The organism is Nocardia carnea, from assembly GCF_029868325.1.
GTDB lineage: Bacteria > Actinomycetota > Actinomycetes > Mycobacteriales > Mycobacteriaceae > Nocardia > Nocardia carnea_C.
Genome location: NZ_JARWNW010000316.1, coordinates 15,455 through 38,294, shown reverse-complemented (window position 1 = coordinate 38,294; position 22,840 = coordinate 15,455). Strand labels below are relative to the sequence as shown.

The following is a 22,840-nucleotide window of genomic DNA, read 5'->3' as shown; positions in this document are numbered from 1 at the left end:
TCTGGGGTTTTTTTTTCTATTCCTCTTTTTTGCCGGGTTGTTCGTTTTTTTTGTTTTCTTTAAAAAACTGCCGTCGTCGGTTCTTCACCCCCGCGCCGCCGAAGGCGGCGCCAATAAACACAGCTACCCTTTGAACCGTGATCCTGCGTCGTGACTCTGCCGGTTCGGACGCGTCCGCCGGTGCTCGTACCGTCCGCCCGCCGGCACCGCATCCTTCGGGCGCGACCCCGCCCGATATTCCGCGGGAGCTCGTTCCCCGGCATGTTGCGCTGGTGATGGACGGTAACGGTCGCTGGGCGCAGGAGCGGGGGTTGCCGCGGACCGCCGGTCACGAGAAGGGCGAGGCCGTTCTCATGGACACCGTCGAGGGGTGTATCGAGATCGGGGTGAAATGGCTGTCGGCGTACGCGTTCTCCACCGAGAACTGGCGGCGCAGCCCCGATGAGGTGCGGTTCCTGATGGGCTTCAACCGGGATGTGATCCGGCGCCGGCGCGACGAGATGCACGAGATGGGGGTGCGGGTGCGCTGGGCGGGGCGGCGACCGCGGTTGTGGCGCAGCGTGATCCGTGAGCTCGAGATCGCCGAGGAGCTCACGCAGGACAACACCGTGATGACGCTGACCATGTGCGTGAACTACGGTGGCCGCGCCGAGATCGCCGATGCCGCACGGGAAATCGCGCGGCGGGTCGCGGCCGGTGAGGTGGATCCGGAGAAGGTGAACGAGGCGATGCTCGCCCGGTACATGGATGAACCGGATATGCCCGATGTCGATCTGTTCCTGCGGCCTTCCGGTGAGTACCGGAGTTCGAACTTCTTGATCTGGCAGTCCGCGTATGCGGAATTCGTCTATCAGGACACCCTGTTCCCGGATTTCGACCGCCGCAATCTGTGGGAGGCCTGTATGGAGTACGCGCGGCGGGATCGCCGGTTCGGTGGTACCAAATGACGTCCGAACCGGAATCCGGTGCCGTGGCCCCCGAGATCGAGTTGAAGGCGCGAGCCGGTGCCGGTCTGGGCCTGCACGATATCGATGTCCGGGTCGATACCGATGGTTCGCTGCGTTTCGATTTCCAGGGTGCGCTGTGCTCGCTGAGTGCGTTCACGCTGACGCCGGGGCTGGAAGTGTTGTCGCTGACCTGCGTGCTGGCCTGGGACCGCCCGCTGAAACCGCAGTTCCACAAGCGGGTGGCCGAGCGTAACGCCGCGCTGCAGTTCGGGTCGATCGCGTTGATCACGCACGGGAAGCTCGCGGATGTGATCCTGCGCTACACCTTCCCGGCGGCGGGCTTGGACGATCAAGCGCTGACCACCATGTTGTTGCTGGTGCTCAGCGGGGCGGGGGAGGCGCGTCAGGGTTTGCTGCCCTGAGTGTCGTTGTTGCCGGGTCGGGCCGGGGGCCCGTAGGGCAGGAGGGTGGCGACGCCGCGGATGTACTGGTCGCGGTCCACCTCGCCGATGATCAGATGCTGGAGGACGTAGCCCGGCAGGAGGCCGAACAGCGCGGCGGTGACGGCGTCGAGGTCCGCGTCGGCGGGCAGCCAGCCCTGTTCGTGCATCCGCTCGACGTAGGTGTGCCACATCGCCCGGATTCCGGTCATGGTCCGGCGTACGGGTTCGGCGGCGTTATCGTCGATCAATGCCAGCGACCAGGCCTGCGGTGCCAGTCGTAACCGGCCTTCCGGACCGGCCTGAGTGTCGATCCAGGTGGTCAGATGGGCCACCAGTTCTGCCGGAGGCGGCAGCGGGTCGCGGCGGATCACCTCTTCCATCCGGGCGCGGATATCGCCCGCCGCGGTGGATGCGAGTGCTACCACCAGTTCGTCTTTGCCCTTGAAGTAGCGGTAGACCGCGCCCGCCGACAGTCCCGATTCGTTGAAGACGTCCTGCATGGAGGTCTGGTGGAATCCTTTGCGTACGAAACAGATCCGGGCGGCATCGAGGATCTGCTGCCGGCGGCGTTCCAGGTGTTCGTCACTGACTCGGGGCATACCCCAAACTAAAACGAATATTCGTTCTTGACAAGTTGTGGCGGCCGGTGGGACGGTGGGCTCATCGTTAAAAGAACGAGCCTTCGATTTCTGGGAGAACGTCATGAACGTCATCCAGCGCGCCGTCGCCATCGGGCTGGGCGCGGCCCTCCTCCAAGCGCTGATGTTGATCGCCTTCGCCTGGCCCGCCACCAATATCGCCCCGCGTGACCTCCCGCTGGCCGTCGCCGGACCGCAGGCCGAGATGGTCGAAGCGCGGCTGGCCGGCCAGAGCCCGGACGCCTTCGAACTGACCACCGTGCCCGACGAGGCCGCGGCCCGCGCAGCCATCGGCGACCGCGAGGTCTACGGCGCGATCGTCACCGGCAACGGTGCGCCCAGGATGCTGGTCGCCTCCGGTGCCAGTCCGGCGGTGGCCCAGCAGCTGACCCAGATCGGCCAGCAGATATCCGGAACACCGCCCGTGCAGGTCGAGGATGTGGTCGCCGGCGATCCCGACGATCCGCGCGGCGCCGGGTTCGGGGCGATGGCGCTGCCGCTGGTGATGGCCGGGATCGCCGGGGGAGTACTGCTCACCCTGCTGATCCCGTCGGCTGCCGGGCGCATCGCGGGGGTGTTCACCTTCGGTATCGCGGGCGGCCTGCTGAGCATGCTGGTCACCCAGACCTGGCTGTCCATCGTGCCCGGCCCGTATCTGGAGCTGTCGCTGGTCGCGGGCCTGGTCTCGTTCGCCGTCGCCGGCACCGTCGCCGGACTGGGCACCGTGATCGGCCGCGCCGGGATCGGTATCGCCGCGCTGGTGATGCTGCTGATCGGCAACCCGTTCTCCGCCGCCACCTCGGCGCCGGAACTGCTGCCGCAGCCGTGGGGGACGATCGGCCAGCTGCTGCCCCCGGGCGCCGCGGCCTCGCTGATCCGCTCGGTCGCGTTCTTCGACTGGGCGGGGGCGCAGGGCCCGCTGCTGGTGCTGGTGGGCTGGGCTGTGCTGGCGCTGGTGCTGCTCGGCGTCGGAGTCCTGCGGGACAGCCGTCGTTCCGAACCGGTGGACGGTCCGGCGGCGGTGCCGGTACCCGCCTGAGCCGCGACAAGACAGCCCGCTACCCGATCGTCGGGTAGCGGGCTGCGTTGTGCGTGATCACCCCGTTGAGCGGGTCGGCTCCGGACCTCGGACGATGGGGAGCGGGCTGCGCTGTGCGGTATCACCCGGCGGTCGGGTCAGCTCCGGACCTCGGCGCAGGCATGGCAGGTGCCGAAGATTTCGAGCGTGTGGCTGACCTCGGTGAATCCGTGATCGGCCGCCGTGCCGGCCGCCCACTTCTCGACGGTCGGCCCCGCTACCTCGACCGTCCGCCCGCAGTGCCTGCAGACGAGATGGTGATGATGCCCGTTGGAGCACTGCCGGTACACCGACTCCCCGTTGTCGGTGCGCAGCACATCCACCATTCCGGCATCGGCGAGCGATTGCAGCGTGCGGTAGACGGTGGTCAGCCCGATACCCTCACCGCGGCGGCGGAGCTCGTCGTGTAACTCCTGGGCCGAGCGGAACCTGTCGATATCCTCCAGGAGTGCGGCGATCGCATTGCGTTGCCGTGTGGTGCGGATACCGACTGCTTTCCCTCTGGCGGTCCCTTTCGTGGTGACCAGGCTCTCGGACACGAATTACCCTTCTTCTTCGGCGTGCGCTACTGCGTCGACCACGATATGCGCCAAATGGTCGTCGACGAGTTCGTAGAGGACCTCGCGGCCCGAACGCTCGCCGTGCACCACCCCGGCCGATTTCAAAATCCGTAAATGCTGGCTGACCAGCGGTTGTGTGACACCGAGGGCATCCACCAGTTCGTGCACACAGCGCGGCGACTCCCGCAGTTGTAGCACGATGGCGATGCGAACGGGGGCCGCGAGCGCGCGCAGCAGCTCACCGGCGTTCTCCAGCACCGTACGCGCCGGGATCGGGGCCGGTGCGGGGGAGCGGTAGGGGTTGTGGGCGACGGCGGCGGTATCGGTTGTCATGGTCCACTCCTTATTGGAAACCGGTCCCATTTTGATATGCATGGATATGCATGTCAAATGTCCACGCCGATGCGGGTGCGTAATCACCTGGCGCGGGTGGATAGGCTGTAACCGATCAGCGGCATACGCCCGGACAACAACCGCGGCAGCCGCGATCACGTGCGCCCGATCCGGGCAGCGTTACTACTGGCGATTACGTAGTGGATGGAGAGTTCTCGCGTGGCACCCAAGTCGAAGGTGGACACCGTTGCCAACCTCGCCAAGCGCCGGGGGCTGGTGTACCCGTGTGGTGAGATCTACGGCGGTACCAAATCGGCGTGGGACTACGGTCCGCTGGGCGTCGAGCTCAAGGACAACATCAAGAAGCAGTGGTGGCGCTCGATGGTCACCGGCCGCGAAGACGTGGTGGGCCTCGATTCCTCGGTGATCCTGCCCCGGCAGGTCTGGGTGGCCTCGGGCCATGTGGAAACCTTCTCCGACCCGCTCGTGGAATCCCTGCACACCCACAAGCGCTACCGTGCCGACCATCTGCTCGAGGCCTACGAGGCCAAACACGGTCATCCGCCGGCCAACGGCCTGGCCGATATCAACGATCCGGAAACCGGCCAGCCCGGCAAATGGACCGAACCGCGTAACTTCTCGGGTCTGCTCAAGACCTACCTCGGCCCGGTGGACGACGAAGAAGGCCTGCACTACCTGCGCCCCGAAACCGCGCAGGGCATCTTCGTCAACTACAAGAACGTCGAAACCACCGCGCGTAAGAAGCCGCCGTTCGGTATCGCCCAGATCGGCAAGAGCTTCCGCAACGAGATCACCCCCGGCAACTTCATCTTCCGCACTCGTGAATTCGAGCAGATGGAGATGGAGTTCTTCGTCAAACCGGGCGAAGACGCCGAATGGCACAAGTACTGGATCGATACCCGTTTCTCCTGGTACACCGACCTCGGTATCGACCCGGAGAACCTGCGCCTGTTCGAGCATCCCAAGGAGAAGCTGTCGCACTACTCGGCCGGTACCACCGATATCGAGTACCGCTTCGGTTTCACCGGCGGCGAATGGGGCGAGCTGGAAGGTATCGCCAACCGCACCGATTACGACCTGTCCACGCACGCCAAGCATTCGGGTGTCGACCTCAGCTACTACGACCAGACCGCCGAGGAACGCTACATCCCGTACGTGATCGAACCCGCGGCCGGTCTGACCCGTTCGCTGATGGCGTTCCTGGTCGACGCGTACGCCGAGGACGAGGCCCCGAACGCGAAGGGCGGCGTGGACAAGCGCACGGTACTGCGACTGGACCGCCGGCTCTCCCCGGTCAAGGCCGCCGTGCTGCCGCTGTCGCGTAACGCCGACCTCACGCCGAAGGCCAAGGATCTCGCCGCACGGCTGCGCCGGAACTGGAATATCGAATTCGACGATGCCGGCGCCATCGGCCGCCGCTACCGCCGGCAGGACGAAATCGGTACCCCGTTCTGCATCACGGTCGATTTCGACACATTGGACGACCAGGCGGTCACGGTCCGCGAACGCGACACCATGACCCAGGAGCGGATCGCTCTCGATCAGGTCGAGGGCTACCTCGCGCAGCGCATGCTCGGCTGCTGACCCGCCGCTCCGCCGCTTCCTGCCGGCCTCTTCCGGCATGCCCACGGGGTAGCCGGCCGGCAGGAAGCGGACCCGGGTGCGGGGCGCAGGCGGTGTGGGCCTCGCTAGCATCGGGGGGTGATCACCGTCGAAACGACCTATACCGGACATGTCGAATCAGGTGGCGCCGCCCAGCGCCGGGAGGTTGCGGGCGCCCGGGTCACCAAGATGTCGGTCGGCCCGATGGACAACAACACCTACCTGGTGCAGTGCGCCGCCACCGGCGCGACACTGCTCATCGACGCCGCCAACGACGCGGACCGGATCGTCGAACTGGTCCGGCAGACCGCCCCGGACGGGGTCGGCCTGATCGTCACCACCCATCAGCATCCCGACCACTGGCAGGCACTCGCCGCCGTCGCAGCAGCAACCGGTGCGCCGACCGCCGCGCATGCGCTGGACGCCGAACCGCTGCCGGTCACCCCGCAGCGTCTCCTCGCCGAGGGCGACAGCGTCACCGTCGGCGACCTCACGCTCGAGGTCATCCACCTGGTCGGGCACACCCCTGGCTCGGTCACGCTGGCCCTGACCGACGGATCCGGCCGGACCCACCTGTTCACCGGCGACTGCCTCTTTCCGGGTGGTATCGGGAAAACCTGGCGCCCGGAGGATTTCACCAGCCTGCTCGACGATGTCACCAGCAAACTGTTCGGCCGCTACGGCGACGATACGGTCGTCTACCCCGGCCACGGGGACGACACCACCCTCGGCGCCGAACGGCCGCAACTGGCCGAATGGAAGAGCCGCGGCTGGTGATTACATGCCGACGGCCCGGCCGGTATGCGGCCGGGCCGTAGCGTCGGTCCAGGTCAGGAGAGGGCGACGAGCTGCTGCCGCAGCCAGCTCAGAGCCGTGACACTGCCCGCGACCCGGTAGCTCGGGTAGCTCTGGTGGATACCGGATTTCACGAAATCGTCGACCTGCTGTTTACGTTCCTCGTAGGCGGCGCCGTTGAGCTGGTCGTGCAGCAGGCCGAGCCCGCCTGCGGCCAGCGCGTCGTTGAGCAGTTCGATACCCAGCGAATGATAGTTGCCGAACTGGGCCGGATCGGCATTCGAGACCTGGGCGAAGAACCCGGCGATCCGGGCGGCGAAATCACCGTCGGGGGTGGAGCAGTACAGGTCGCCCACCGCGCAGAACGTGTAGGTGCGGTTGCTCAGCCAGCCGAAACCGGTCAGCCGGGGGCCGCCCGCGCCGGCACCGGGCACTGCCGGGCCGATCAGGTTGTCGGTGGGGGAGCGGCGCGGATCGGCGATCAGCCCGACCAGGGCGACCCGGTCGGCGGGGACAACGCCCAGGCCCGTGCCGATTTCGGCGGCGAGATCACCGGCGGCGTCGGCTCCCTGGCTGTAGCCGAGCAGGGCGAACCGGGTGTTGGCGCAGCGCCGCGAGACATCCGAAATCAATCCGCGCGCACCGGCAACGGCCTCGTTCTTGGACCGGCCGTAGATCTCCCCCTCCCAGGGGAACGCGGTCGCCGCATAGGCGACGTAGTCGGTGTACGCGCCGTTGGGCAGACCGTCGGTGACAGCGGCGAGCATCCCCTTGCCGGGATCGTCTACCGAGGTCTCCCAGGTTCCGGGAATCGCCACCACATACAGTCCGGGGCAATGCGCCGGGGCCGCATGGGCAGTTGTCGTGGCCACCGCTGGGGCAAGGACAGTGGCGAGGGTTACCGCCAGACCGGCTGCGGCGTTCTTCCATCCAGGCATCGTGTACTCCATGTGCTCACCGAGACGGCCACGGGCCGTTCACCTGTTCCCAGGATTCCCAAATCAGTCCAAAGGCATGCCGCATCATTGCGGCTTGACGCATAAGTAAGGGCGGATCCGTGATCACCGGGGAACGGCTGGTGACGCAGCAGATCTCGCCGACGAACAGCCAACCACAAATTGTCCGTATCGGCAGCACAATCTACCGGTGTTCGACCCTGATCCACGGGATATTCACCGTGCGAAGGCGGCTTGTCGCCGAAATTGTCCGTTCCATCCGGTTTTCGGGCAGGGGTGCGCGCCGGAACTCAGCCCACCGGCCGGCCCAGGATCTCGGTGACCTCCGGCGCGCAGCGTCCGTCGCCCGAATCGCGCCGGTAGCGGTCCCGCCAGCTTGCGATCAGGCCAGGCCGGCATCGAATTCGGGGGGACCGCACCTCGGGACCGCGGCCCGAACCGGGACCGGTCTGCCGGAACCGGCAGCGGCGGCTCCGGCAGCGGCGGGTCACTTCGGGGCGACAGGTTCCTGGAGTTCGGTCACCCATTTGCTGGTGTCCACATCCCAGACCAAGGTGACCTCGCGGCTGGGTCCCGCTGTGCGGTAGCCGTTGTCCTCGATCCATCGCACCAGGTCCTGGTGTGGTTCAAGGACACCGTTCATATCGCCGCGGTAGATCTGCGTCGCGGCCAGCGGCATCTCCGGGAGATCGACGACCGTGAAGTCGTCCGAGCCGACGGGTTCGATCCGCACCGGCATACCCGCGTGTGCCAGCACCGAGCCGTCCGCGCGCTGGTCGTAATAGCAGACGGCAGGTCCGGTGAACTCGATTCGCTCTCGCTCCAGCGCGGCACACAGTTCGGTGAACAGCCGCTCCACCGCCGGCCCGATTTTCTCCGGCGTGAAATCGGCGACCACGGTACTGCGTTCGGCGATCCGGACGGCCGGAACGGTTTTCACCACGATCTCGTCGGTAGGCATCGTGCCCTCCTTCTCGATTACCCGGAGTCTCGCCTCGACGCGGACGAGCCGCTCCCGGTCCGCGGCTATGCGCTGTTCGAGGTCGGCGCGGCGCAAGGCCAGCATGCCGCGCATCTCGGCGCCGGACACCGCGTCGTCCAGCATCCGGCCCACCTGGTCCAGCGTGAACCCGAGCTCTTTGAGGGCGATGATCCGGTGCAGCCGTGTCAGCTGGCCGACCTCATAGAAGCGGTATCCGCTGACGGGGTCGACCCGAGCGGGCACCAGCAGCCCGATCAGGTCGTAGTGGCGCAGCATCCGTACCGACACCCGTCCGTGCCTGGCGAAATCTCCGATACTCAACATGACGCCACCTGTTCTATGGTCTGACATCGTGTCAGGGTCAACCGGCCGTCCGGCGGCTCCAGATGTCCGTCGTGGCGCAGGCACACTGCGGTCACGCTTACCCATCCAGGGAATCCGATAACGATTCGGGCGACAACGCCGGCCCGATCTACGCGGTAGCGCAGGGATTTCGGTGCTGCTCACGATTGCCACAATGGCGCTGCCCGGTACCGCTACCCTTCTGAACAGCGCGAACGGTATCCGGGTCCGGTAGCGCGGCGGTTGCCGGTTCGAGGTCCGCGCTGCCCGGCGCCCGGAACCTGCCTGGCAGACTTGACGATGTGACTTGGGCTCCCGCGCGTACACCACCGGACTCGCGTACCGATTCCCGCGTACGCCGCGGGATCGGTGCCGCGATTCTGCGCTGGGCAGGCCGACTGATCAGCGGCGCGGTGGTGCTGGGGCTGGTGCTGCTGGTCGGGACCGCGGTGCGAGTGTGGCAGGTCGCGCGGATCGAGGACTACACCCCCGCGGACGCCATCGTGGTGCTCGGAGCCGCCCAGTATTCGGGTACCCCGTCGTCGGTGTTCGAGGCACGGCTGTATCAGGCCGAGCAGCTATACGAGCAGGGCGTTTCGGATCTGGTGATCACGGTCGGCGGGAAGCAGGAAGGCGATCTCTACACCGAGGCGGCATCGGGAAAGATGTATCTCACGGATGCCGGTGTCCCGGCGGATGCCGTGCTGGCCGTGGAAACCGGCTCCGACACATTGCGCAGCGTCGAGGCCGTGGCGGCGGCGATGAAGGAGCGCGGGCTCGAATCCGCCGTCCTGGTGAGCGACCCCTGGCATTCTCTGCGCACCCGCACCATGGCCCGCGATGCCGGACTCGACGCGTGGACCGCGCCCACCCGCACCGGCCCCGCCGTGTACACCCGCGAATCGCAGGCGCACGGTATCGCCCGGGAGACCGCGGCCCTGCTCTGGTATCAACTCACCCATTTCTCGGCCGACGATTTCAGCTACACCGCCGGTCGGTAACGCTTCACCGGCTGGTACTGCCGGACACTCCGGAACGTCACCCCCTGGTGGCAGACTTGGTGCGATGACCTACACCGAGCACGACCGGGAACGCCTGGTCACCGAGGCCCCCAAAACGGCCGGCCTGGTCGACGCCGGCGGCAACGGTGCCGAGGCCGGCTCGGCCGGCAACGGTGCTGAGGCCGGCTCAGCCGGCAACGGGCACCGCAGCGAATTCGCGCGCGACCGTGCCCGCGTGCTGCATTCGGCCGCACTGCGCCGCCTGGCCGATAAAACGCAGGTCATGGGTCCTCGTGAGGGCGACACCCCGCGCACCCGGCTCACTCATTCGCTGGAGGTCGCCCAGATCGGCCGCGGAATCGCCGACGGTCTCGGTTGCGACCCCGACCTCGCCGAACTCGCGGGCCTGGCGCACGATATCGGCCACCCGCCCTACGGGCACAACGGGGAGAAGGCCCTGGACATCTTCGCCGCCGAGCACGGCGGGTTCGAGGGCAACGCCCAGAATCTGCGCATCCTGACCAGGCTCGAACCGAAGGTCCTCGATTCCTACGGTCACAGCGCCGGGCTCAACCTCACCCGCGCCGCCCTCGACGCCTGCATCAAATACCCGTGGCAGCGCACCGAACCGGGCGGCAAATTCGGTGCCTACGAGGTGGATGCCGACCGGCTGGCCTGGGTGCGCAAGGACGCCCCGGAACGCCGGCCCGCGCTGGAATGCCAGGTGATGGACTGGTCCGACGATGTCGCCTACTCCGTGCACGATGTGGAGGACGGGATCATCGCCGGCCGGATCGATCTGCGCGCGCTGGCCGACCCGGTGGAGCGGCTGGCGCTGGCCGAGCTGGGGCATGTGCAGCATCGCGCGCTGTCGGTCGAGGATCTGGTGGCCGCGGCGCAGCGGCTGTCGGAGCTGCCGGTGGTTGCCGATGTGTTCCACTACGACGGCACACTGCGCAGTTCGGTCGCGTTGAAGCGGCTCACCAGTGAACTCGTGGGCCGGTTCGCGAACGCGGCAGTGGTCACCACGAAGGAGGCGGCGTCCGGCCCGCCGGCCCGCTATTCCGCCGATCTGCTGGTACCGCCCGTCGCCGCGGCCGAGGTCGCGATGTTGAAGACCGTCGCCCTGCGCTACGTCATGTCCGATCCCGACCACAAACTCCGGCAGGCCGCTCAGCGGGACCGCGTGATCGCCGTGGCGGAACATCTGCTGGCCACCGGGCCGGCCGCGCTCGACCCTCTGCTGAAACCGTGGTGGGACGCCGCCGCCGACGACACCGCCCGGGTGCGGGTGATCGCCGATCAGATCGCCTCCTACACCGAGAGCCGGCTCGAACGCGTCGCCGCGCAACTGTGAACGAGCGGTGAGTTCGCGCACAGGGTGCTCGGGTCCCGGACTGTGCCCGCTGGCCTAGACTCGTTCCCGTGACCGGACGAATACCAGCTCGCGATATCACCGCCATTCGGGAGCGCGTCCGGATCGAAGACGTGGTGGGCGAGTATGTGGCTCTCAAACGCGGCGGCGCCGATTCGATGAAGGGCCTGTGCCCGTTCCACGACGAGAAATCGCCGTCTTTCCACGTCCGTCCCAACCACGGCCTGTTCCACTGCTTCGGCTGCAATGAGGGCGGTGATGTGTACGCCTTCATCCAGAAGATCGAGCACATCGGTTTCGTGGAGGCCGTCGAACAGCTGGCCGACAAGATCGGGTACCGGATCGACTACGAAGGCGGCGGCCCCTCGGTGCAGCGCGACCGCGGTACCCGCTCCCGGCTGGTCGCCGCCAATGCCGCCGCGCACGAGTTCTATATGGCCCGGTTACGCGGCCCCGACGCCACGATGGCTCGCAAGTATCTCACCGACCGCAATTTCGACGAGGCCGCCTGGACCCAGTTCGGCTGCGGTTACGCTCCCGACGGCTGGGACACCCTCACCAAACACCTGCTGAACAAGGGGTTCGGATTCAAGGAGCTGGAGGCGGCGGGGCTCTCCCGGCAGGGCCGCCGCGGCCCCATCGACCGTTTCCACCGGCGGCTGCTGTGGCCCATCCGCAACCTCGGCGGCGATGTCATCGGTTTCGGCGCGCGCAAACTCTTCGACGACGACACCATGCCGGGCAAGTACGTCAACACCCCGGAAACGTTGCTGTACAAGAAGTCTCAGGTGCTGTTCGGTCTCGATCACGCCAAACGCGAGATCGCCAAAAGTCATCAGGCCGTGGTGGTCGAGGGCTACACCGATGTGATGGCCATGCATCTGGCCGGAGTGAAAACCGCCGTCGCCGCCTGCGGGACCGCATTCGGCGACGATCACCTGGGCATCCTGCGCCGCCTGCTCATGGACGATAATTTCTGGCGCGGAGAGATCATCTTCACCTTCGACGGTGACGCCGCCGGTCAGGCCGCCGCCCTGAAAGCGTTCCTCGGTGATCAGAAAGTGGCCGGGCAGACCTATGTGGTGGTGTCCCCGGACGGCCAGGATCCGTGCGAGATGCGGCAGCACTCCGGTGACGCCGCGCTGCGCGATCTGGTCGCCCGCCGCGAACCGCTGTTCGATTTCGCGCTGCGCCAGGAGATCGCCAAACGCGAAGACAGCCGCACCCGCGCCCTCACCTATGACAGCCAGGTCGAAGTGATGCGCTGGGCGGTCCCGATCGTCGCCCAGATCAAGGACCACGGCCTGCGTAAACGCTATGCCACCCAGCTCGCCGAATGGACCGGCTGGCAGGATCCGCAACTCGTCTACCGCCGGGTCGACGAGGAGGCCCGTAAGTTACGTGGCGCCGCTGCCGCACCCGCACGAGCGCCCCGGGTGGAGCACACCGGACCCACACCACCGGCCGCCCGCCCCGATCCGCGCGACCCGGTACTGCGCTCCCAGCGTCAAGCCCTCGCCGCCGGGCTCCAGTACCCGGAAATCGCCGGTCCGGCATTCGACGCCCTGGAAACCGAGGCCTTCACCCACCCCGCCTATATCGCGGTACGCGCTCTCATGGCCGAAGCCGGCGGTGTCTGCTGCGGTCTCTCCGGGGCCGACTGGATCGCCGCGATCACCGACCACACCGACGACCTCACTCTGCGCGCGCTGGTCTCGGAACTGGCGAGCGAACCGCTGCCGGTGAAAACCAGCGGCGATATCCCGCGTTTCATCACCGGCGTCCTCGCCAGCACTCAGGCCGCGCTGGTGGGGCGGCAGATCGCGGAACTGAAATCCCGCCTGCACCGCGTCTCCTCCACCGACGACCCGGATACCTATATGGCGCTGTTCGGCGACCTGGTGGCACTGGAGCAGTACCGCAAGAGCCTGCTCGAGCAGGCCATGGGCAGCGGTGACTTCGCCGCCACCTGATATTCGCCGCTGATCGGGCCTGCTCTAACGCCGGCGCAACTGGTCGTGCGGCACCATCACCGTGGTGCGCTCGTCCAGCGGTTCCATGGGTTCGAGCTTGGGTTGGGTGCTCAACTTCTCCGATAGCTTCTGCCGGCTCACGTTCACCAGCTTGCGGGTCACCGGGCTCCCCGCGACGGCCCGCGCACTGGCACTGATCTGCTCATAGCGCGCCCGCCCGGCCTTACTGCCCAGCACATAACCGGCAGCGATACCGATGATCAACCGCAGCATCTTGGGTCGAGCTCCTCCCAGTAGTCCGTGCTGCCCCATCCTGCCCGACCGCACCGACACCTGTCGATCCGACTCCACCGCAGCCGCCCCGCTCGCACCCACTTTCCCCGCGTTCTGTGAGCTCGACCCCGCGATTTGGGCCCACACCCACCCATACGCTAAAGTTTCACCTCGGTCAGCCCGGTACGGGCGGACCACCGAGCAATCCCCTATAGCTCAATTGGCAGAGCAGCCGACTGTTAATCGGCAGGTTACTGGTTCGAGTCCAGTTGGGGGAGCAGAAATAGCAGGTCAGGCCCGGTAGTTGGGTTTGGCCTACTGTTCTTCTCAGGTCGATCACCAAAAATACACCAGAGTTTGCGCGCCGAAATTCCATTCAGTCGAACGACGTGGCGACCATTCTTCGCGGGGTCGTGCTACTTGGGGATCGGTTCGAGATCAGGCGGCGAACGGTCAGCGAGATTCCGACCGCCTCCCACTCGGGCCGTGGCCTGGGCCATGAACTATCCCGATACCCCTGGGTGTTTCCGCTATGGAGCCTGCGGGTATGGAGCCTGCGGGTCGACGAGCAGTGCCGGGCGTCGGCGCGAAGCTCCGTGCACGTCGACAGATCCTGCGCCCTTATCCCGGGCAGATGACGCTGATATCCGGACCTGCCTTACGCCTTGATCTGTGCTCGCCGGCGAGAATTCGATGGTAGGCGCGGCCGAATCATCGCCGAGGACGGTCGGTGCGACTGCGCGACAGCGGGTTGCTTCAAGCGGAAAAGCCGCGCAATGAGTCGGTCGCACGAGTCAGCGCGTCCGTCGACGTGGTGACGAAATCGAGGAGAACCGCCAGCGATTCGGCGTCGCGGCCTTCGAGCTGCTCTTCTATCGCTCGCCCGAGCCCGGCGAATAGAGGCGAAACTTGTTGTGCGGCCTTGGCGGTGATCTCGACGAGGACCCTCCGTCGATCGTCCGGATCACGCCGGCGTGCGACGTACCCGGACCGCTCGAGGCGATCGATCATGGCGGTCACGGCCCCGCCGCGGGTGATGCCGACGTGCTGTGCGAGCTCTCCCGGAGTCTGTGGGCCGTCCATGCTGAGCAGGTTCAGGCAGCTCAGGTCGGTGACAGCGATACCGGCACGGTGCGCGACGGCCGAGTGGAACAGCACGGTCCGCGTCGCCTGCAAACGCAGCGCGAGCTGTAGCGAGTTCAGGGTCTCACTCCGGGGCTTCCCTGATGTCATACGCGACGCTCCTTCCTATTATCTCTAAAATAGAGATACTCTCGAAACGAGAGTACAGACTGCGAGGAGGTCAGGGCAATGACCGTGAAACGCGCCATCCCTTTGTGGCTGCTGGTGGTATTCGTCGGAATCCAGTTCGGGGCGGGCTGGTACGAGAAACTCGGCGTGATCCCGCTGTGGGCCGACGCGCCCCCGGATCAGGTACTCGACGCCATGAACGAATCCGGCTTCCATCAGGCCGGCCGTGCGTTCTGGCCGTTCGTCTCTCCGGTCGTCGCGCTGTTGTCGCTGATCAACCTGTATCTGGCGTGGCGGACCCCTGTTACCTTCCGCCGCTGGTGGCTGGCGTCGGCGGGCATCATGGCCGCCTACTCGCTGTCGACCTACGGCTATTTCGCCACCCAAATGCTGATCTTCCAAGCTGGGGGCGACGACTGGGCTCCTGACCGGGTGGAGTCGTTCATCGACACCTGGACCACGCTGAACTATCCACGCATGGTGCTCGGCGGAATCGGGTGGCTGTGCGGGTTGCGGGCGCTTTCACTCTCGGGCACCGTCACCCGGGCCACGGCCTTCAGTACCAGCAGGCGTACGGCCATAAGCGAGCACCGCTAAACGGTCTTATCGCACGGACGGCTGGTCGCGGAACGCGCCTTGGTCGAGTTCACCAGATCGGCGGGTACACGTAACCGGGAGTCCAGAACGGCTGAATGCCGTAGTGGTTGTAAAGGTCACGGTAGAACTCGACCCTATCCACGATCGCCGGGTCATAGGGTGAGCTGCCGGCAACATGTTCCCGGGTTCGATCGATGTGCACGTCGGTTGCGCCGATGCGGGTGATGGCATCGACCGGAACCAGGCGTTCGGTGCGGCCGAGGCCGAGGAAACCTCCGGATCCGATGCGGAGGAACCGCACCTTGCGTTCACCTTCGTCTATGATCAAACCTTCGACTTCGCCGATTTTCTCGCCCACCCGATCGTGCACGGTGCGGTGGCGGATATCCTCGAGGGGATTTTCCAGCCGCAGGTCGGTATCGCCGAGTTCGATCAGGGTCGGCTGCGGGGCTGCCATACTTTCTCCTTTCCTCATCGGTCGGTCGAGTCGGTTCCGGTGCTGCCTCGATGCCGGGCCGCCCGAGTTCACGACGCGTGTGCCCAGTGAGAGCGATCGAAAACCCCCGGTGAGTCGGTCGTGGCCGGTTGCGATGGGCCGAAGAACCCGCGAGGAACAGCCGGTCTATCGGTGCGGATGTGGTGGACAGCAGCAGCGGCAGCGTCCGGAAGCGAAACACACGGTCATCCTGGCCGCGCTTCCAAGTCACACCTCCGGAGGGTGGCGACCACGACCTGGTCCTCGAAATCTCCGGTCGGGAGATCAGCGCGGGGCCGCGGACCCACCACCAGGAAGCGCCCGGGCTCGGTCGTCCGCCTCTCGGGTCAACGAGAAAAATACCGGTGGAAGAGCAAATTCGACGATAGTGAGGGCGATGACGAACCAGTGCGGCCAACCGTGCAGGGCCACCGACAGGAGCCGGGCAAGCCCACCGGCAAAGAAGACAGCGGCGAGGAGGCGGACCACCTCACGGGGGATCGGGGACTGTCGGGCCGCCCACACCCAGGCGAGCCCATAGCCGGCGAATATCGCGCTGAAGAAACGGTTCTGGCTGTCATCGGTGGCGGTGAGGTCGCCGGTGTCCGGAACGGCCTGTGGGCCGATGATCAGATGCTCCAAGCCGATGAGGACGCAGGCTACACCCATGGCCCAACACAGCCATCGCAATGTTTTCTGCATGTGCGGACCTCCTCCGGGGCGCGGGCACGAGGACCTCGCCATCTGCTCCCGCGAACTTAGTAGACATTTGTCTAATAAGACCATAGGCCCGCTGGTGGACACACGTCAACTAAGCTGTGCGAAATGACCGCCCGCCGTCGGCTCGCCCCCGAAGAACGCCGCACACTGCTGGTGGAAGCCGGTGCGCGACTGTTCGCCGAGCGCGCCTACGACGATGTCCTCATGGAGGACGTCGCGACCGCGGCAGGCGTCTCCCGAGCACTGCTGTACCGGCACTTTCCCGGTAAGCGGGAACTGTTCGCCGCGGTCTATCGACAAGCAGCCGAACACCTGCTGGGACATACAGTGCTGACGCCGGGACAACCTCTTGCAGGGCAACTCGCAGCCGGATTGGACGCACACTTCGATTACTTCGAAGCCAACTCGCATGCGGTGATCACCGCCAACCGGACGTTGGCCGGCGACCCTGCCATCCAGGCGATCATCGCGGAAGAACTGAGCGAACTGCGTCAGCGAATACTCGACGCTATCGGGCTCACCGGTGTCCGCCGGACACTGGCCTCATCAATACTCATGGGTTGGTTGACCTTTGTGCGGATCGTCACGATCGACTGGCTGGATACGCGACCATGCCCGCGCGCGGAGTTGCGCGAAATCTGTATCGCCGCCCTGCTCGGTGCGCTCGAACCACTGATCGCGCAGGAGGATTCGAACACCGCCTGATCACACCTGCGCCGTGCTTCCGGCGGCCGAGGCGCCGTTGGCGGCCCTCGGCGATTTGCCGAGACGTGGGGCTGATGAGGTCCCCATGGACTGTGGCGATCACGAGATCTTCTCCCCCGATAGGGCTGAGCCCATCGTGACAGTGAGCAGAGTAGGCTTCGTACAGGCGCGCATGCCGGCGCAAGCTATTGCGCGCCTGGCCGGGTGGACTACACCACGCGGGTGCCGGTGAGCGGGAATGTGCCACCGGCACTGATGGTGACAGTGCCGGTGAAGACGTCGCCGTCGACCGTGCCCTCGGCGCTGACGTCGAACTTTACCGGCTCGGTCAACTCGCAGGTGATGGTGACGTGCTGTCCTTCGACCGTGCCGCTCGTGATGGGGACGGTGATGTCGAGCTGTGGGTCGAAAACCGTTCCGGAGACGCCGTTGTCGGCGGTCTCCAGTGTGAACACCATGAGTTTACTTCCGGCCGGATGGGTCATGGTGAGGTTCCAGCTGCCTGCGACTGCGGTCCTCCCACTGCTTACGCGCGGGGCAACGACCGGTCTCGGATCGTCTGTGTTCACTCCGCCGTGCTCGCCGAGCGCGGGCTGACCCGGCTTCACCGGTACCCCGGCGGAATTGAGAAAGCCCGCCATCAGCTGGTAGAAGCCGATGAGAAATATCAGCTCGATGATCTGCGGGTCGTCACGGGTGGCTGCCAGTTGCGCCCAGGTTTCGTCGGAAATGAAGGTGTCGGTACACAATTCGTCGACGGCATGCAGCACGGCTCTGTCCGTTGTGCCCCAACTGGCCTCGGGGTCGGACAGCGCGTCGATCTCCGCCACGGTGGCCCCTGCGCCGATGGCGGCGGGAACGTGGTTGGCCCATTCGTAGGGCGCGTCGCAGCGCAGCGCTACGCGCAGGATCGCCAGTTCCCGGATGCGTGGATCGAGGCTTCCCTGGGCCAGCAGGAAGCCGCCGAACTGCTGGAACACCGTCATCAGGCCGGGGTTGTGCGCCAACACCTGGACAACGGTATCCGCGCCGAGGCGGGCGAGGCGACGCTGATCATCAGGCATTTCGTCGAGGGGCATCGGGGTGATTCGCGGGCTCTTTGCCTGTGGCATGTGATTTCCTTTTCGTTGGTCGAAATAGTCGATTCAGGGCCGAATATCACGGCGGCGGATGGTGTACAGGCCCAGCGCGGCCAGTGTGAACGCCAACACGATCAGGGCAACTACCGGCAAGGCAGCGAAGCTCTCCAACGGCATGCGGGGAATGTGCTGGAACGGTGACAGGTCGGCCAGCCAGCTCGGCCATCCGGTACGCGGGGTGAACCACCGCATGATTACGCCGTAGAGCAGTACTAGCCAGGAGATCGGAAGGGTGCGCGGAGACATCCCGTACAGCGCGGCAGCTATGGTGAGTAGGGCCAGCACCTCGGGAGCGCGGACGAGGTGGTCGAGGGTCACCATTCCGATGAGGGAGGCATCGCCGGTGGTCAGTGCGGCGGCTGCCCCGCCCGCGACGCCGACGAGGGTGAGAAACGCGACACCGGCGATCGCAGAGATCATCAAGTGGGCTCGTACCCACTGGCTGCGGGTGGTCGCAGTGGCCAGTACGGGGTCGAGCAGACCGCGGTTTTCGTCTGTGCGCAGGCTGTGTATGGAGAGCACGGTGTAGATGCCGACGATGAAGGAAAACCCAACGACCATGAGCGCGAAGTAAGCGTCGAGTACTTCGGCGGACTCTCCCCCAGGGACGAGTTGTTCCGGCAGCGCGGTCAGCGCATCGTCCATGGGGCCGGCGAGGCCGCCGAAGACCAGCCCGGCCACGAGAAGTGGAATTGCCCAACGCAGCATCTCGGTCCGTCGTAGTTGCCAGGCCAGTGTCAGCGGTGACCCGAGCCAGTGTGGCGCGGTGGTGGGGCCGGGACGTGGCCTGACCACCCCAGCTCCGAAATCCCTGCGGGCGGCCAATGCGTAAGCGACTGCGACCATGGCGGCGGCGCATGCTGCTGACAGGATGAGCGGCCACCACCGCTCATTCACGAGTACGCGGGTCTGCTGCGGCCACGCCAAGGGGGAGAACCACGACAACGGGCTTCCGTGCTCACCGATCAGATCGCCGATGGCGCGGATGATCCAGGCGATGCCCAATGCTGCGGCCGCTAGTCCGCCTGCAGCCCTTGAGTGCTCGGTGACCTGCGCTGTTATTGCCGCGATCCCCGCAAAAACAAGGCCGGTGGCGCCGACGCCGACGCCGAACAGGAGTGCGCTCGCGAACGGCAGTCCCATGCCCGTGGCCGCGGCGGCGAGCAGGAGCGCGAGGACGGTGTCGGTGAGTAGTGCGACGAGGAGTGCTGCGGTGAGCCCGGCGTGCCGGGCCACGACGGTTGCGCGGATCAGTTCGGCGCGTCCGGTCTGTTCCTCGGCACGAGTGTGCCGGATGATGAGCAGCATGTTCATCAGCGCGGCGCCGAGCAGGAACTCGGGCCCGTATCCGGCGATGAAGAAACGCTCGACGGTCATCTGGTCGAGGCCGTAACCGGGGCCTCCGAACATCTTCATCAGAGGGTGGTGACCGAACAGCTCTATCTGGTCGGGCGACATGGTCGTGAAGAACGTGTCGAGGACGGTGAAGAAATAGGGCACGAACAAGGTGATGACCGCGACCCAGATAGGCAGCTTGACTCGTTCGCGCCGCAGGATCAGCTCTATCATGCGGCCCAAGCCGATCATGCTGTGGCCCCGTTCACCGTCTCGTAGTGACGGAGCATCAATTCCTCTAGCGTCGGCGGGCGTACGGTCAACGACCGGACATGGAATCGGCTGAGGTGTTTCAGGGCACTGTCCAGGTGCTCGGCATCGACGGCGAAGCGCACAGCGCACTCGTCGCGGAGATCTTCGCGCCCCAGTTCGTGGATGCCCGGCACATGATCGAGAGCTGTCACAGCACCCACGGTTCTCGCTTCGATGGTTGTGCGAGTGAGGTGTCGTAGCTCGGTCAGAGTTCCGGTCTCCACGGTCACGCCTTGCCGGATGATGCTGATCCGGTCGGCGAGATTCTCCACCTGAGCGAGGATGTGGCTGGAAAGCAGGACCGTGCGACCGGTCGCTTTCACCTCGCGGATGATGTCTTGGAACACCGCCTCCATCAGCGGGTCCAGTCCAGAGGTCGGCTCGTCGAGCAGCAGCAGTTCGGCATCGGAGGCCAGGGCCGCGATCAGCGCGACCTTCTGGCGGTTGCCCTTGGAATAGCTGCGGCCCCGTTTGCTGGGGTCGAGTTCGAACCGTTCGATGAGCTCGTTACGCCGTTTCACGAATGAACTGGATAGCTGACTACCACGTAGCCGCCCCAGGATATCGATGGTCTGGCCGCCGGTCAGGTTCGGCCAGAGTTCGACGTCGCCGGGTACGTACGCCAGCCGATGGTGAATTTTTTCGGCGTCGGCCCAAGGGTCGCGCCCCAGTAGCACGGCCCGGCCGGCGTCGGCCTTCAACAGACCGAGCAGTATTCGCATGGTGGTGGACTTTCCTGCGCCGTTCGGGCCGAGGAAGCCGTGGGTCTCTCCGGTACGGACACCGAGTTCGAGCGCATCGAGAGCTCGCGTGGTTCCGAATGTCTTGACGAGCCCGCTGATCTCGATCGCGGTAGTGGTCATGATTCCTTCCGGTAACGGGTTACTCGCAGTACGGCGAGCAGAAATTCCTCGATCTCCTGCGGACTGCTGTCGTCCGGTCGGGTCAGCAGGTGAGTGGTGACGGCGCCGGTGAGGATCTCCTGGACGATTTCCAGATCCGTATCCGCAGGAAACCGCCCGCGTTCGCGGTCACGAGCGAGCACTGCCCGGATCCATCGGTTGCGGGGCTCGATGCTGGCTTCGGTGAAGGCTTCCTCGAGTTCGGGATGATCGTGCAGGGAGATCATCAGTCGCCGGAGCAGCTGTCGCGTGCGTCCGGCCGTCCGGTCGCCGGTGTCGCCACTGAGCCCCTGAGCCCACCAGGCAAGCATTTCCTCGGTATCGCGAGGCTCGGGCAACTGGTCCGGCGGTGCGGGGTAGGCGTGATGGATCGCCGCGATGAGCAGCGTGGTCTTGTCGGTGTAGCGCCGGTAGATCGTGGGCCGGGTGACACCGGCCCGGTTCGCGACTCGCTCGATGCTGGTCGCCTCGACCCCGCGCTCGATGAGCAGCTCCACCGCCGCCTCGAGGATGGCGTCGTCGGCTTCGGTGCTGCGCGGCCGGCCGCGGGTACGAACAGTCCTGGTCATGGTCACCCTCCACAGGCAGTTGCCGCACACCGAAAGGGACACCGGAACATTCGTCATCGCACCGCCCTTTCGTCAATATTTGAATACAGATACAGTACTGTAAATTAATTTGGCGCGGTAGGCCTTGGTCGTAGCGGGGTGGTTCGGGTCGGTCCGTGGGTGGTGGAGCCGGTGTTGCGAGGGTGGGTAGCTTCTGGATCGGAGTTCGGGCCGAGGTAGCGCCCGCGTTGTATAAAAGTGAACAAACGTTTACTGTAGTGAACATGCGTTCACAAGATGATCGCACCGCCCGAGCCAGGATCAGGGACGAGGCGTTGCGGCTGTTCGCCGACCATGGCGCCGATGCGGTGACTGTCCGGGCGGTCGCGTCGGCTGCGGATGTTTCTCCGGCGCTGGTGATCCGGCACTATGGGGCGAAGGCCGGTCTGCGTGCTGCGGTGGACGATTACGTGGCAGGCGTGTTCGAGTCCCTGCTTCAACAGACGGTGCTCGCCGATGAGGTCGGTCCGTTCGCATCCGGGGCGGTCCCGGCGCTGGCGGCGCAGATCATCGGTCGGCTACCACCCGATTCGCCGGTCCCCGCCTATCTCGGGCGCATGCTGCTGGAAGGCGGGCCCGCCGGTTCAGCGCTGTTCCGGCGCCTGTACACGGTCAGCTGCGACGTGCTGGCGGAAATGGCCGAGAAAGGGGTCGCCGACCCAGGCGTTGATCCGGCCGTTCGTGCCGCGTTTCTTCTGGTCAACGATCTCGCGGTGTTGATGCTGCGTCCGCATATCGGCGCCGTTGTCGGTGTCGATCTTGCGACGGAGCAGGGAATGCGGCGCTGGGGTGCCGAGGTGTTGTCCATCTACCGGTCGGGGTTGGGAGGTGGTGCCGTAGAGGATGCCCGGTGAACGGCCCGATCCGCCCACACCACCACGAGTGAGGTACCCATGTCTGTCTCTACGGCTCTTCCGGCTCCGGTCGCCGACGCCTTGGTCGGTATAGCATCGCGAGCACTACGCATCCGATGGCTCATGCGCGCACCCGTGCGAATGTACCGGGCACGCCTGGGATTCCTGTTCGGTTCTCGCATGCTGATGCTCGAACACACCGGACGGAAAACCGGCGCCCGCCGCTACGTCATCCTCGAAGTCATCGACCACCCGGATCCCGATTCGTATGTGGTGGTGTCCGGTTTCGGTACTCGTGCCCAGTGGTTCCGCAATGTATGTGCCGACCCCGTGGTCCGAGTCTGGATCGGCGGCCGGCGGCCGGCGGAGGCGCACGCGAGCGTGCTGAACCCCGATGAGTCGGCGGCTTCGCTGCACGCCTATGTCACCCGGCATCCTCGTGCCTGGGCCACCATGAAACCGGCGATCGAGAGCACCCTTGGTGCGCCTATCGACGACCGTGGTACAGGGCTTCCGATGGTCCGCATCCGACTTACGTGAGAATAAGGGGACCAGGGGCCACCGGCGCCGGCGGTGCACCGTTCCGGCCGACTGCCGGACCGATTCACCAGAATAGCTCTGGG

Annotated in this window: 25 protein-coding genes and 1 tRNA gene; 13 read left to right on the top strand and 13 right to left on the bottom strand. The window is 65.8% G+C overall.

What is annotated here, in order from left to right:
• The first annotated feature begins 137 nt into the window (after positions 1 to 137).
• Together QH196_RS31810 and QH196_RS31805 are read left to right on the top strand one after the other, a co-directional pair.
• The gene (locus tag QH196_RS31810; RefSeq protein WP_432279587.1) at positions 138 to 947 is read left to right on the top strand and encodes an isoprenyl transferase; all 810 of its coding nucleotides are present in this window, start codon (positions 138 to 140) and stop codon (positions 945 to 947) included.
• Entirely contained in the window at positions 944 to 1,369 is a 426-nt protein-coding gene (locus QH196_RS31805; RefSeq protein ID WP_280419546.1) for a hypothetical protein, read from the top strand. The genes QH196_RS31810 and QH196_RS31805 overlap by 4 nt, the downstream gene beginning before the upstream one ends.
• On the opposite strand, the gene QH196_RS31800 is transcribed toward QH196_RS31805, so the two are convergent.
• A complete protein-coding gene (locus QH196_RS31800) occupies positions 1,351 to 1,989 on the bottom strand; it encodes a TetR/AcrR family transcriptional regulator (RefSeq protein ID WP_280419545.1) in 639 nt (212 codons plus the stop codon). The two genes, QH196_RS31805 and QH196_RS31800, sit on opposite strands and share 19 nt — an antisense overlap.
• Positions 1,990 to 2,044: 55 nt before the next feature.
• Here QH196_RS31800 and QH196_RS31795 point away from each other — a divergent pair, with 55 nt between their 5' ends.
• Complete coding sequence (locus QH196_RS31795) at positions 2,045 to 3,067, top strand: hypothetical protein (RefSeq protein ID WP_280419544.1); 1,023 nt, start codon at positions 2,045 to 2,047, stop codon at positions 3,065 to 3,067.
• Positions 3,068 to 3,204: 137 nt separating this feature from the next.
• Here QH196_RS31795 and QH196_RS31790 read toward each other — a convergent pair whose 3' ends face one another.
• Together QH196_RS31790 and QH196_RS31785 are read right to left on the bottom strand one after the other, a co-directional pair.
• A complete protein-coding gene (locus QH196_RS31790) occupies positions 3,205 to 3,645 on the bottom strand; it encodes a Fur family transcriptional regulator (RefSeq protein ID WP_280419543.1) in 441 nt (146 codons plus the stop codon).
• Positions 3,646 to 3,648: 3 nt separating this feature from the next.
• Positions 3,649 to 3,999, bottom strand: coding sequence for an ArsR/SmtB family transcription factor (locus QH196_RS31785; protein ID WP_033245293.1), 351 nt, complete (start codon positions 3,997 to 3,999; stop codon positions 3,649 to 3,651).
• A 204-nt stretch (positions 4,000 to 4,203) separates the two neighbouring features.
• Between QH196_RS31785 and QH196_RS31780 the strand changes: the two genes are divergently transcribed.
• Complete coding sequence (locus QH196_RS31780; protein WP_432279586.1) at positions 4,204 to 5,604, top strand: glycine--tRNA ligase; 1,401 nt, start codon at positions 4,204 to 4,206, stop codon at positions 5,602 to 5,604.
• Positions 5,605 to 5,721: 117 nt separating this feature from the next.
• A complete protein-coding gene (locus QH196_RS31775) occupies positions 5,722 to 6,399 on the top strand; it encodes an MBL fold metallo-hydrolase (protein WP_280419541.1) in 678 nt (225 codons plus the stop codon).
• 53 nt (positions 6,400 to 6,452) lie between these two features.
• Here QH196_RS31775 and QH196_RS31770 read toward each other — a convergent pair whose 3' ends face one another.
• Both QH196_RS31770 and QH196_RS31765 read right to left on the bottom strand, forming a co-directional pair.
• Positions 6,453 to 7,355, bottom strand: coding sequence for a cutinase family protein (locus QH196_RS31770; protein ID WP_280419540.1), 903 nt, complete (start codon positions 7,353 to 7,355; stop codon positions 6,453 to 6,455).
• 505 nt (positions 7,356 to 7,860) lie between these two features.
• The gene (locus QH196_RS31765) at positions 7,861 to 8,679 is read right to left on the bottom strand and encodes a MerR family transcriptional regulator (protein WP_280419539.1); all 819 of its coding nucleotides are present in this window, start codon (positions 8,677 to 8,679) and stop codon (positions 7,861 to 7,863) included.
• A gap of 320 nt (positions 8,680 to 8,999) precedes the next feature.
• On the opposite strand from QH196_RS31765, the gene QH196_RS31760 reads away from it, so the two are divergent.
• From QH196_RS31760 to dnaG, 3 genes are all read left to right on the top strand, one after another.
• Positions 9,000 to 9,698 carry a YdcF family protein gene (locus tag QH196_RS31760; protein ID WP_432278076.1) on the top strand — a complete coding sequence of 233 codons (699 nt, stop codon included), beginning with the start codon at positions 9,000 to 9,002 and terminating at the stop codon, positions 9,696 to 9,698.
• A 64-nt stretch (positions 9,699 to 9,762) separates the two neighbouring features.
• Positions 9,763 to 11,055, top strand: coding sequence for a deoxyguanosinetriphosphate triphosphohydrolase (locus tag QH196_RS31755; protein ID WP_280419538.1), 1,293 nt, complete (start codon positions 9,763 to 9,765; stop codon positions 11,053 to 11,055).
• 68 nt (positions 11,056 to 11,123) lie between these two features.
• Entirely contained in the window at positions 11,124 to 13,046 is a 1,923-nt protein-coding gene (dnaG, locus tag QH196_RS31750; RefSeq protein WP_280419537.1) for a DNA primase, read from the top strand.
• A gap of 24 nt (positions 13,047 to 13,070) precedes the next feature.
• Here the strand turns inward: dnaG and QH196_RS31745 are convergent, their stop codons facing one another.
• The gene (locus QH196_RS31745) at positions 13,071 to 13,319 is read right to left on the bottom strand and encodes a hypothetical protein (protein ID WP_280419536.1); all 249 of its coding nucleotides are present in this window, start codon (positions 13,317 to 13,319) and stop codon (positions 13,071 to 13,073) included.
• Between the two features lie 205 nt (positions 13,320 to 13,524).
• Between QH196_RS31745 and QH196_RS31740 the strand changes: the two genes are divergently transcribed.
• Positions 13,525 to 13,597: transfer RNA gene (locus QH196_RS31740), tRNA-Asn, on the top strand.
• A 478-nt stretch (positions 13,598 to 14,075) separates the two neighbouring features.
• Here the strand turns inward: QH196_RS31740 and QH196_RS31735 are convergent.
• Positions 14,076 to 14,552, bottom strand: coding sequence for a MarR family winged helix-turn-helix transcriptional regulator (locus tag QH196_RS31735; RefSeq protein ID WP_280419535.1), 477 nt, complete (start codon positions 14,550 to 14,552; stop codon positions 14,076 to 14,078).
• Positions 14,553 to 14,630: 78 nt separating this feature from the next.
• Here QH196_RS31735 and QH196_RS31730 point away from each other — a divergent pair, with 78 nt between their 5' ends.
• Positions 14,631 to 15,167 carry a DUF1772 domain-containing protein gene (locus tag QH196_RS31730; protein WP_280419534.1) on the top strand — a complete coding sequence of 179 codons (537 nt, stop codon included), beginning with the start codon at positions 14,631 to 14,633 and terminating at the stop codon, positions 15,165 to 15,167.
• Between the two features lie 49 nt (positions 15,168 to 15,216).
• Here QH196_RS31730 and QH196_RS31725 read toward each other — a convergent pair whose 3' ends face one another.
• Together QH196_RS31725 and QH196_RS31720 are read right to left on the bottom strand one after the other, a co-directional pair.
• Positions 15,217 to 15,624 (bottom strand): PRC-barrel domain-containing protein, encoded by a 408-nt coding sequence (locus QH196_RS31725; protein WP_280419533.1) that lies wholly within the window; start codon positions 15,622 to 15,624, stop codon positions 15,217 to 15,219.
• Positions 15,625 to 15,927: 303 nt separating this feature from the next.
• The gene (locus QH196_RS31720) at positions 15,928 to 16,344 is read right to left on the bottom strand and encodes a DUF4345 domain-containing protein (protein ID WP_280419532.1); all 417 of its coding nucleotides are present in this window, start codon (positions 16,342 to 16,344) and stop codon (positions 15,928 to 15,930) included.
• Positions 16,345 to 16,467: 123 nt separating this feature from the next.
• On the opposite strand from QH196_RS31720, the gene QH196_RS31715 reads away from it, so the two are divergent.
• Positions 16,468 to 17,067 (top strand): TetR/AcrR family transcriptional regulator, encoded by a 600-nt coding sequence (locus tag QH196_RS31715; RefSeq protein ID WP_280419531.1) that lies wholly within the window; start codon positions 16,468 to 16,470, stop codon positions 17,065 to 17,067.
• A gap of 209 nt (positions 17,068 to 17,276) precedes the next feature.
• Here QH196_RS31715 and QH196_RS31710 read toward each other — a convergent pair whose 3' ends face one another.
• The 4 genes from QH196_RS31710 to QH196_RS31695 are packed head-to-tail and all read right to left on the bottom strand — an operon-like array spanning position 17,277 to position 21,324.
• Positions 17,277 to 18,179, bottom strand: a complete 903-nt coding sequence (locus QH196_RS31710; protein ID WP_280419530.1) for a carboxymuconolactone decarboxylase family protein — start codon at positions 18,177 to 18,179, stop codon at positions 17,277 to 17,279.
• A gap of 33 nt (positions 18,180 to 18,212) precedes the next feature.
• Complete coding sequence (locus QH196_RS31705) at positions 18,213 to 19,775, bottom strand: ABC transporter permease (RefSeq protein WP_280419529.1); 1,563 nt, start codon at positions 19,773 to 19,775, stop codon at positions 18,213 to 18,215.
• 14 nt (positions 19,776 to 19,789) lie between these two features.
• Complete coding sequence (locus QH196_RS31700; protein WP_280419528.1) at positions 19,790 to 20,716, bottom strand: ABC transporter ATP-binding protein; 927 nt, start codon at positions 20,714 to 20,716, stop codon at positions 19,790 to 19,792.
• Entirely contained in the window at positions 20,713 to 21,324 is a 612-nt protein-coding gene (locus QH196_RS31695; RefSeq protein WP_280419527.1) for a TetR/AcrR family transcriptional regulator, read from the bottom strand. The genes QH196_RS31700 and QH196_RS31695 overlap by 4 nt, the downstream gene beginning before the upstream one ends.
• Before the next feature lie 182 nt (positions 21,325 to 21,506).
• Between QH196_RS31695 and QH196_RS31690 the strand changes: the two genes are divergently transcribed.
• Positions 21,507 to 22,217 carry a TetR/AcrR family transcriptional regulator gene (locus tag QH196_RS31690; protein ID WP_432279585.1) on the top strand — a complete coding sequence of 237 codons (711 nt, stop codon included), beginning with the start codon at positions 21,507 to 21,509 and terminating at the stop codon, positions 22,215 to 22,217.
• A 123-nt stretch (positions 22,218 to 22,340) separates the two neighbouring features.
• Positions 22,341 to 22,757: a nitroreductase family deazaflavin-dependent oxidoreductase gene (locus tag QH196_RS31685; RefSeq protein WP_280419526.1), complete on the top strand. Its 417-nt coding sequence runs from the start codon at positions 22,341 to 22,343 to the stop codon at positions 22,755 to 22,757.
• Positions 22,758 to 22,840: the final 83 nt, after the last annotated feature.

What these genes read in the sequence shown, in the direction of transcription:
- QH196_RS31805 (WP_280419546.1), top strand. Translation starts at nt 944, where the DNA reads ATGACGTCCGAACCGGAATCCGGTGCCGTGGCCCCCGAGATCGAGTTG.
- QH196_RS31800 (WP_280419545.1), bottom strand. Translation starts at nt 1,989, where the DNA reads ATGCCCCGAGTCAGTGACGAACACCTGGAACGCCGCCGGCAGCAGATC.
- QH196_RS31785 (WP_033245293.1), bottom strand. Translation starts at nt 3,999, where the DNA reads ATGACAACCGATACCGCCGCCGTCGCCCACAACCCCTACCGCTCCCCC.
- QH196_RS31780 (WP_432279586.1), top strand. Translation starts at nt 4,204, where the DNA reads ATGGAGAGTTCTCGCGTGGCACCCAAGTCGAAGGTGGACACCGTTGCC.
- QH196_RS31770 (WP_280419540.1), bottom strand. Translation starts at nt 7,355, where the DNA reads ATGCCTGGATGGAAGAACGCCGCAGCCGGTCTGGCGGTAACCCTCGCC.
- QH196_RS31765 (WP_280419539.1), bottom strand. Translation starts at nt 8,679, where the DNA reads ATGTTGAGTATCGGAGATTTCGCCAGGCACGGACGGGTGTCGGTACGG.
- QH196_RS31755 (WP_280419538.1), top strand. Translation starts at nt 9,763, where the DNA reads ATGACCTACACCGAGCACGACCGGGAACGCCTGGTCACCGAGGCCCCC.
- QH196_RS31745 (WP_280419536.1), bottom strand. Translation starts at nt 13,319, where the DNA reads ATGCTGCGGTTGATCATCGGTATCGCTGCCGGTTATGTGCTGGGCAGT.
- QH196_RS31735 (WP_280419535.1), bottom strand. Translation starts at nt 14,552, where the DNA reads ATGACATCAGGGAAGCCCCGGAGTGAGACCCTGAACTCGCTACAGCTC.
- QH196_RS31730 (WP_280419534.1), top strand. Translation starts at nt 14,631, where the DNA reads ATGACCGTGAAACGCGCCATCCCTTTGTGGCTGCTGGTGGTATTCGTC.
- QH196_RS31725 (WP_280419533.1), bottom strand. Translation starts at nt 15,624, where the DNA reads ATGGCAGCCCCGCAGCCGACCCTGATCGAACTCGGCGATACCGACCTG.
- QH196_RS31720 (WP_280419532.1), bottom strand. Translation starts at nt 16,344, where the DNA reads ATGCAGAAAACATTGCGATGGCTGTGTTGGGCCATGGGTGTAGCCTGC.
- QH196_RS31715 (WP_280419531.1), top strand. Translation starts at nt 16,468, where the DNA reads ATGACCGCCCGCCGTCGGCTCGCCCCCGAAGAACGCCGCACACTGCTG.
- QH196_RS31710 (WP_280419530.1), bottom strand. Translation starts at nt 18,179, where the DNA reads ATGCCACAGGCAAAGAGCCCGCGAATCACCCCGATGCCCCTCGACGAA.
- QH196_RS31705 (WP_280419529.1), bottom strand. Translation starts at nt 19,775, where the DNA reads ATGATAGAGCTGATCCTGCGGCGCGAACGAGTCAAGCTGCCTATCTGG.
- QH196_RS31700 (WP_280419528.1), bottom strand. Translation starts at nt 20,716, where the DNA reads ATGACCACTACCGCGATCGAGATCAGCGGGCTCGTCAAGACATTCGGA.
- QH196_RS31695 (WP_280419527.1), bottom strand. Translation starts at nt 21,324, where the DNA reads ATGACCAGGACTGTTCGTACCCGCGGCCGGCCGCGCAGCACCGAAGCC.
- QH196_RS31685 (WP_280419526.1), top strand. Translation starts at nt 22,341, where the DNA reads ATGCGCGCACCCGTGCGAATGTACCGGGCACGCCTGGGATTCCTGTTC.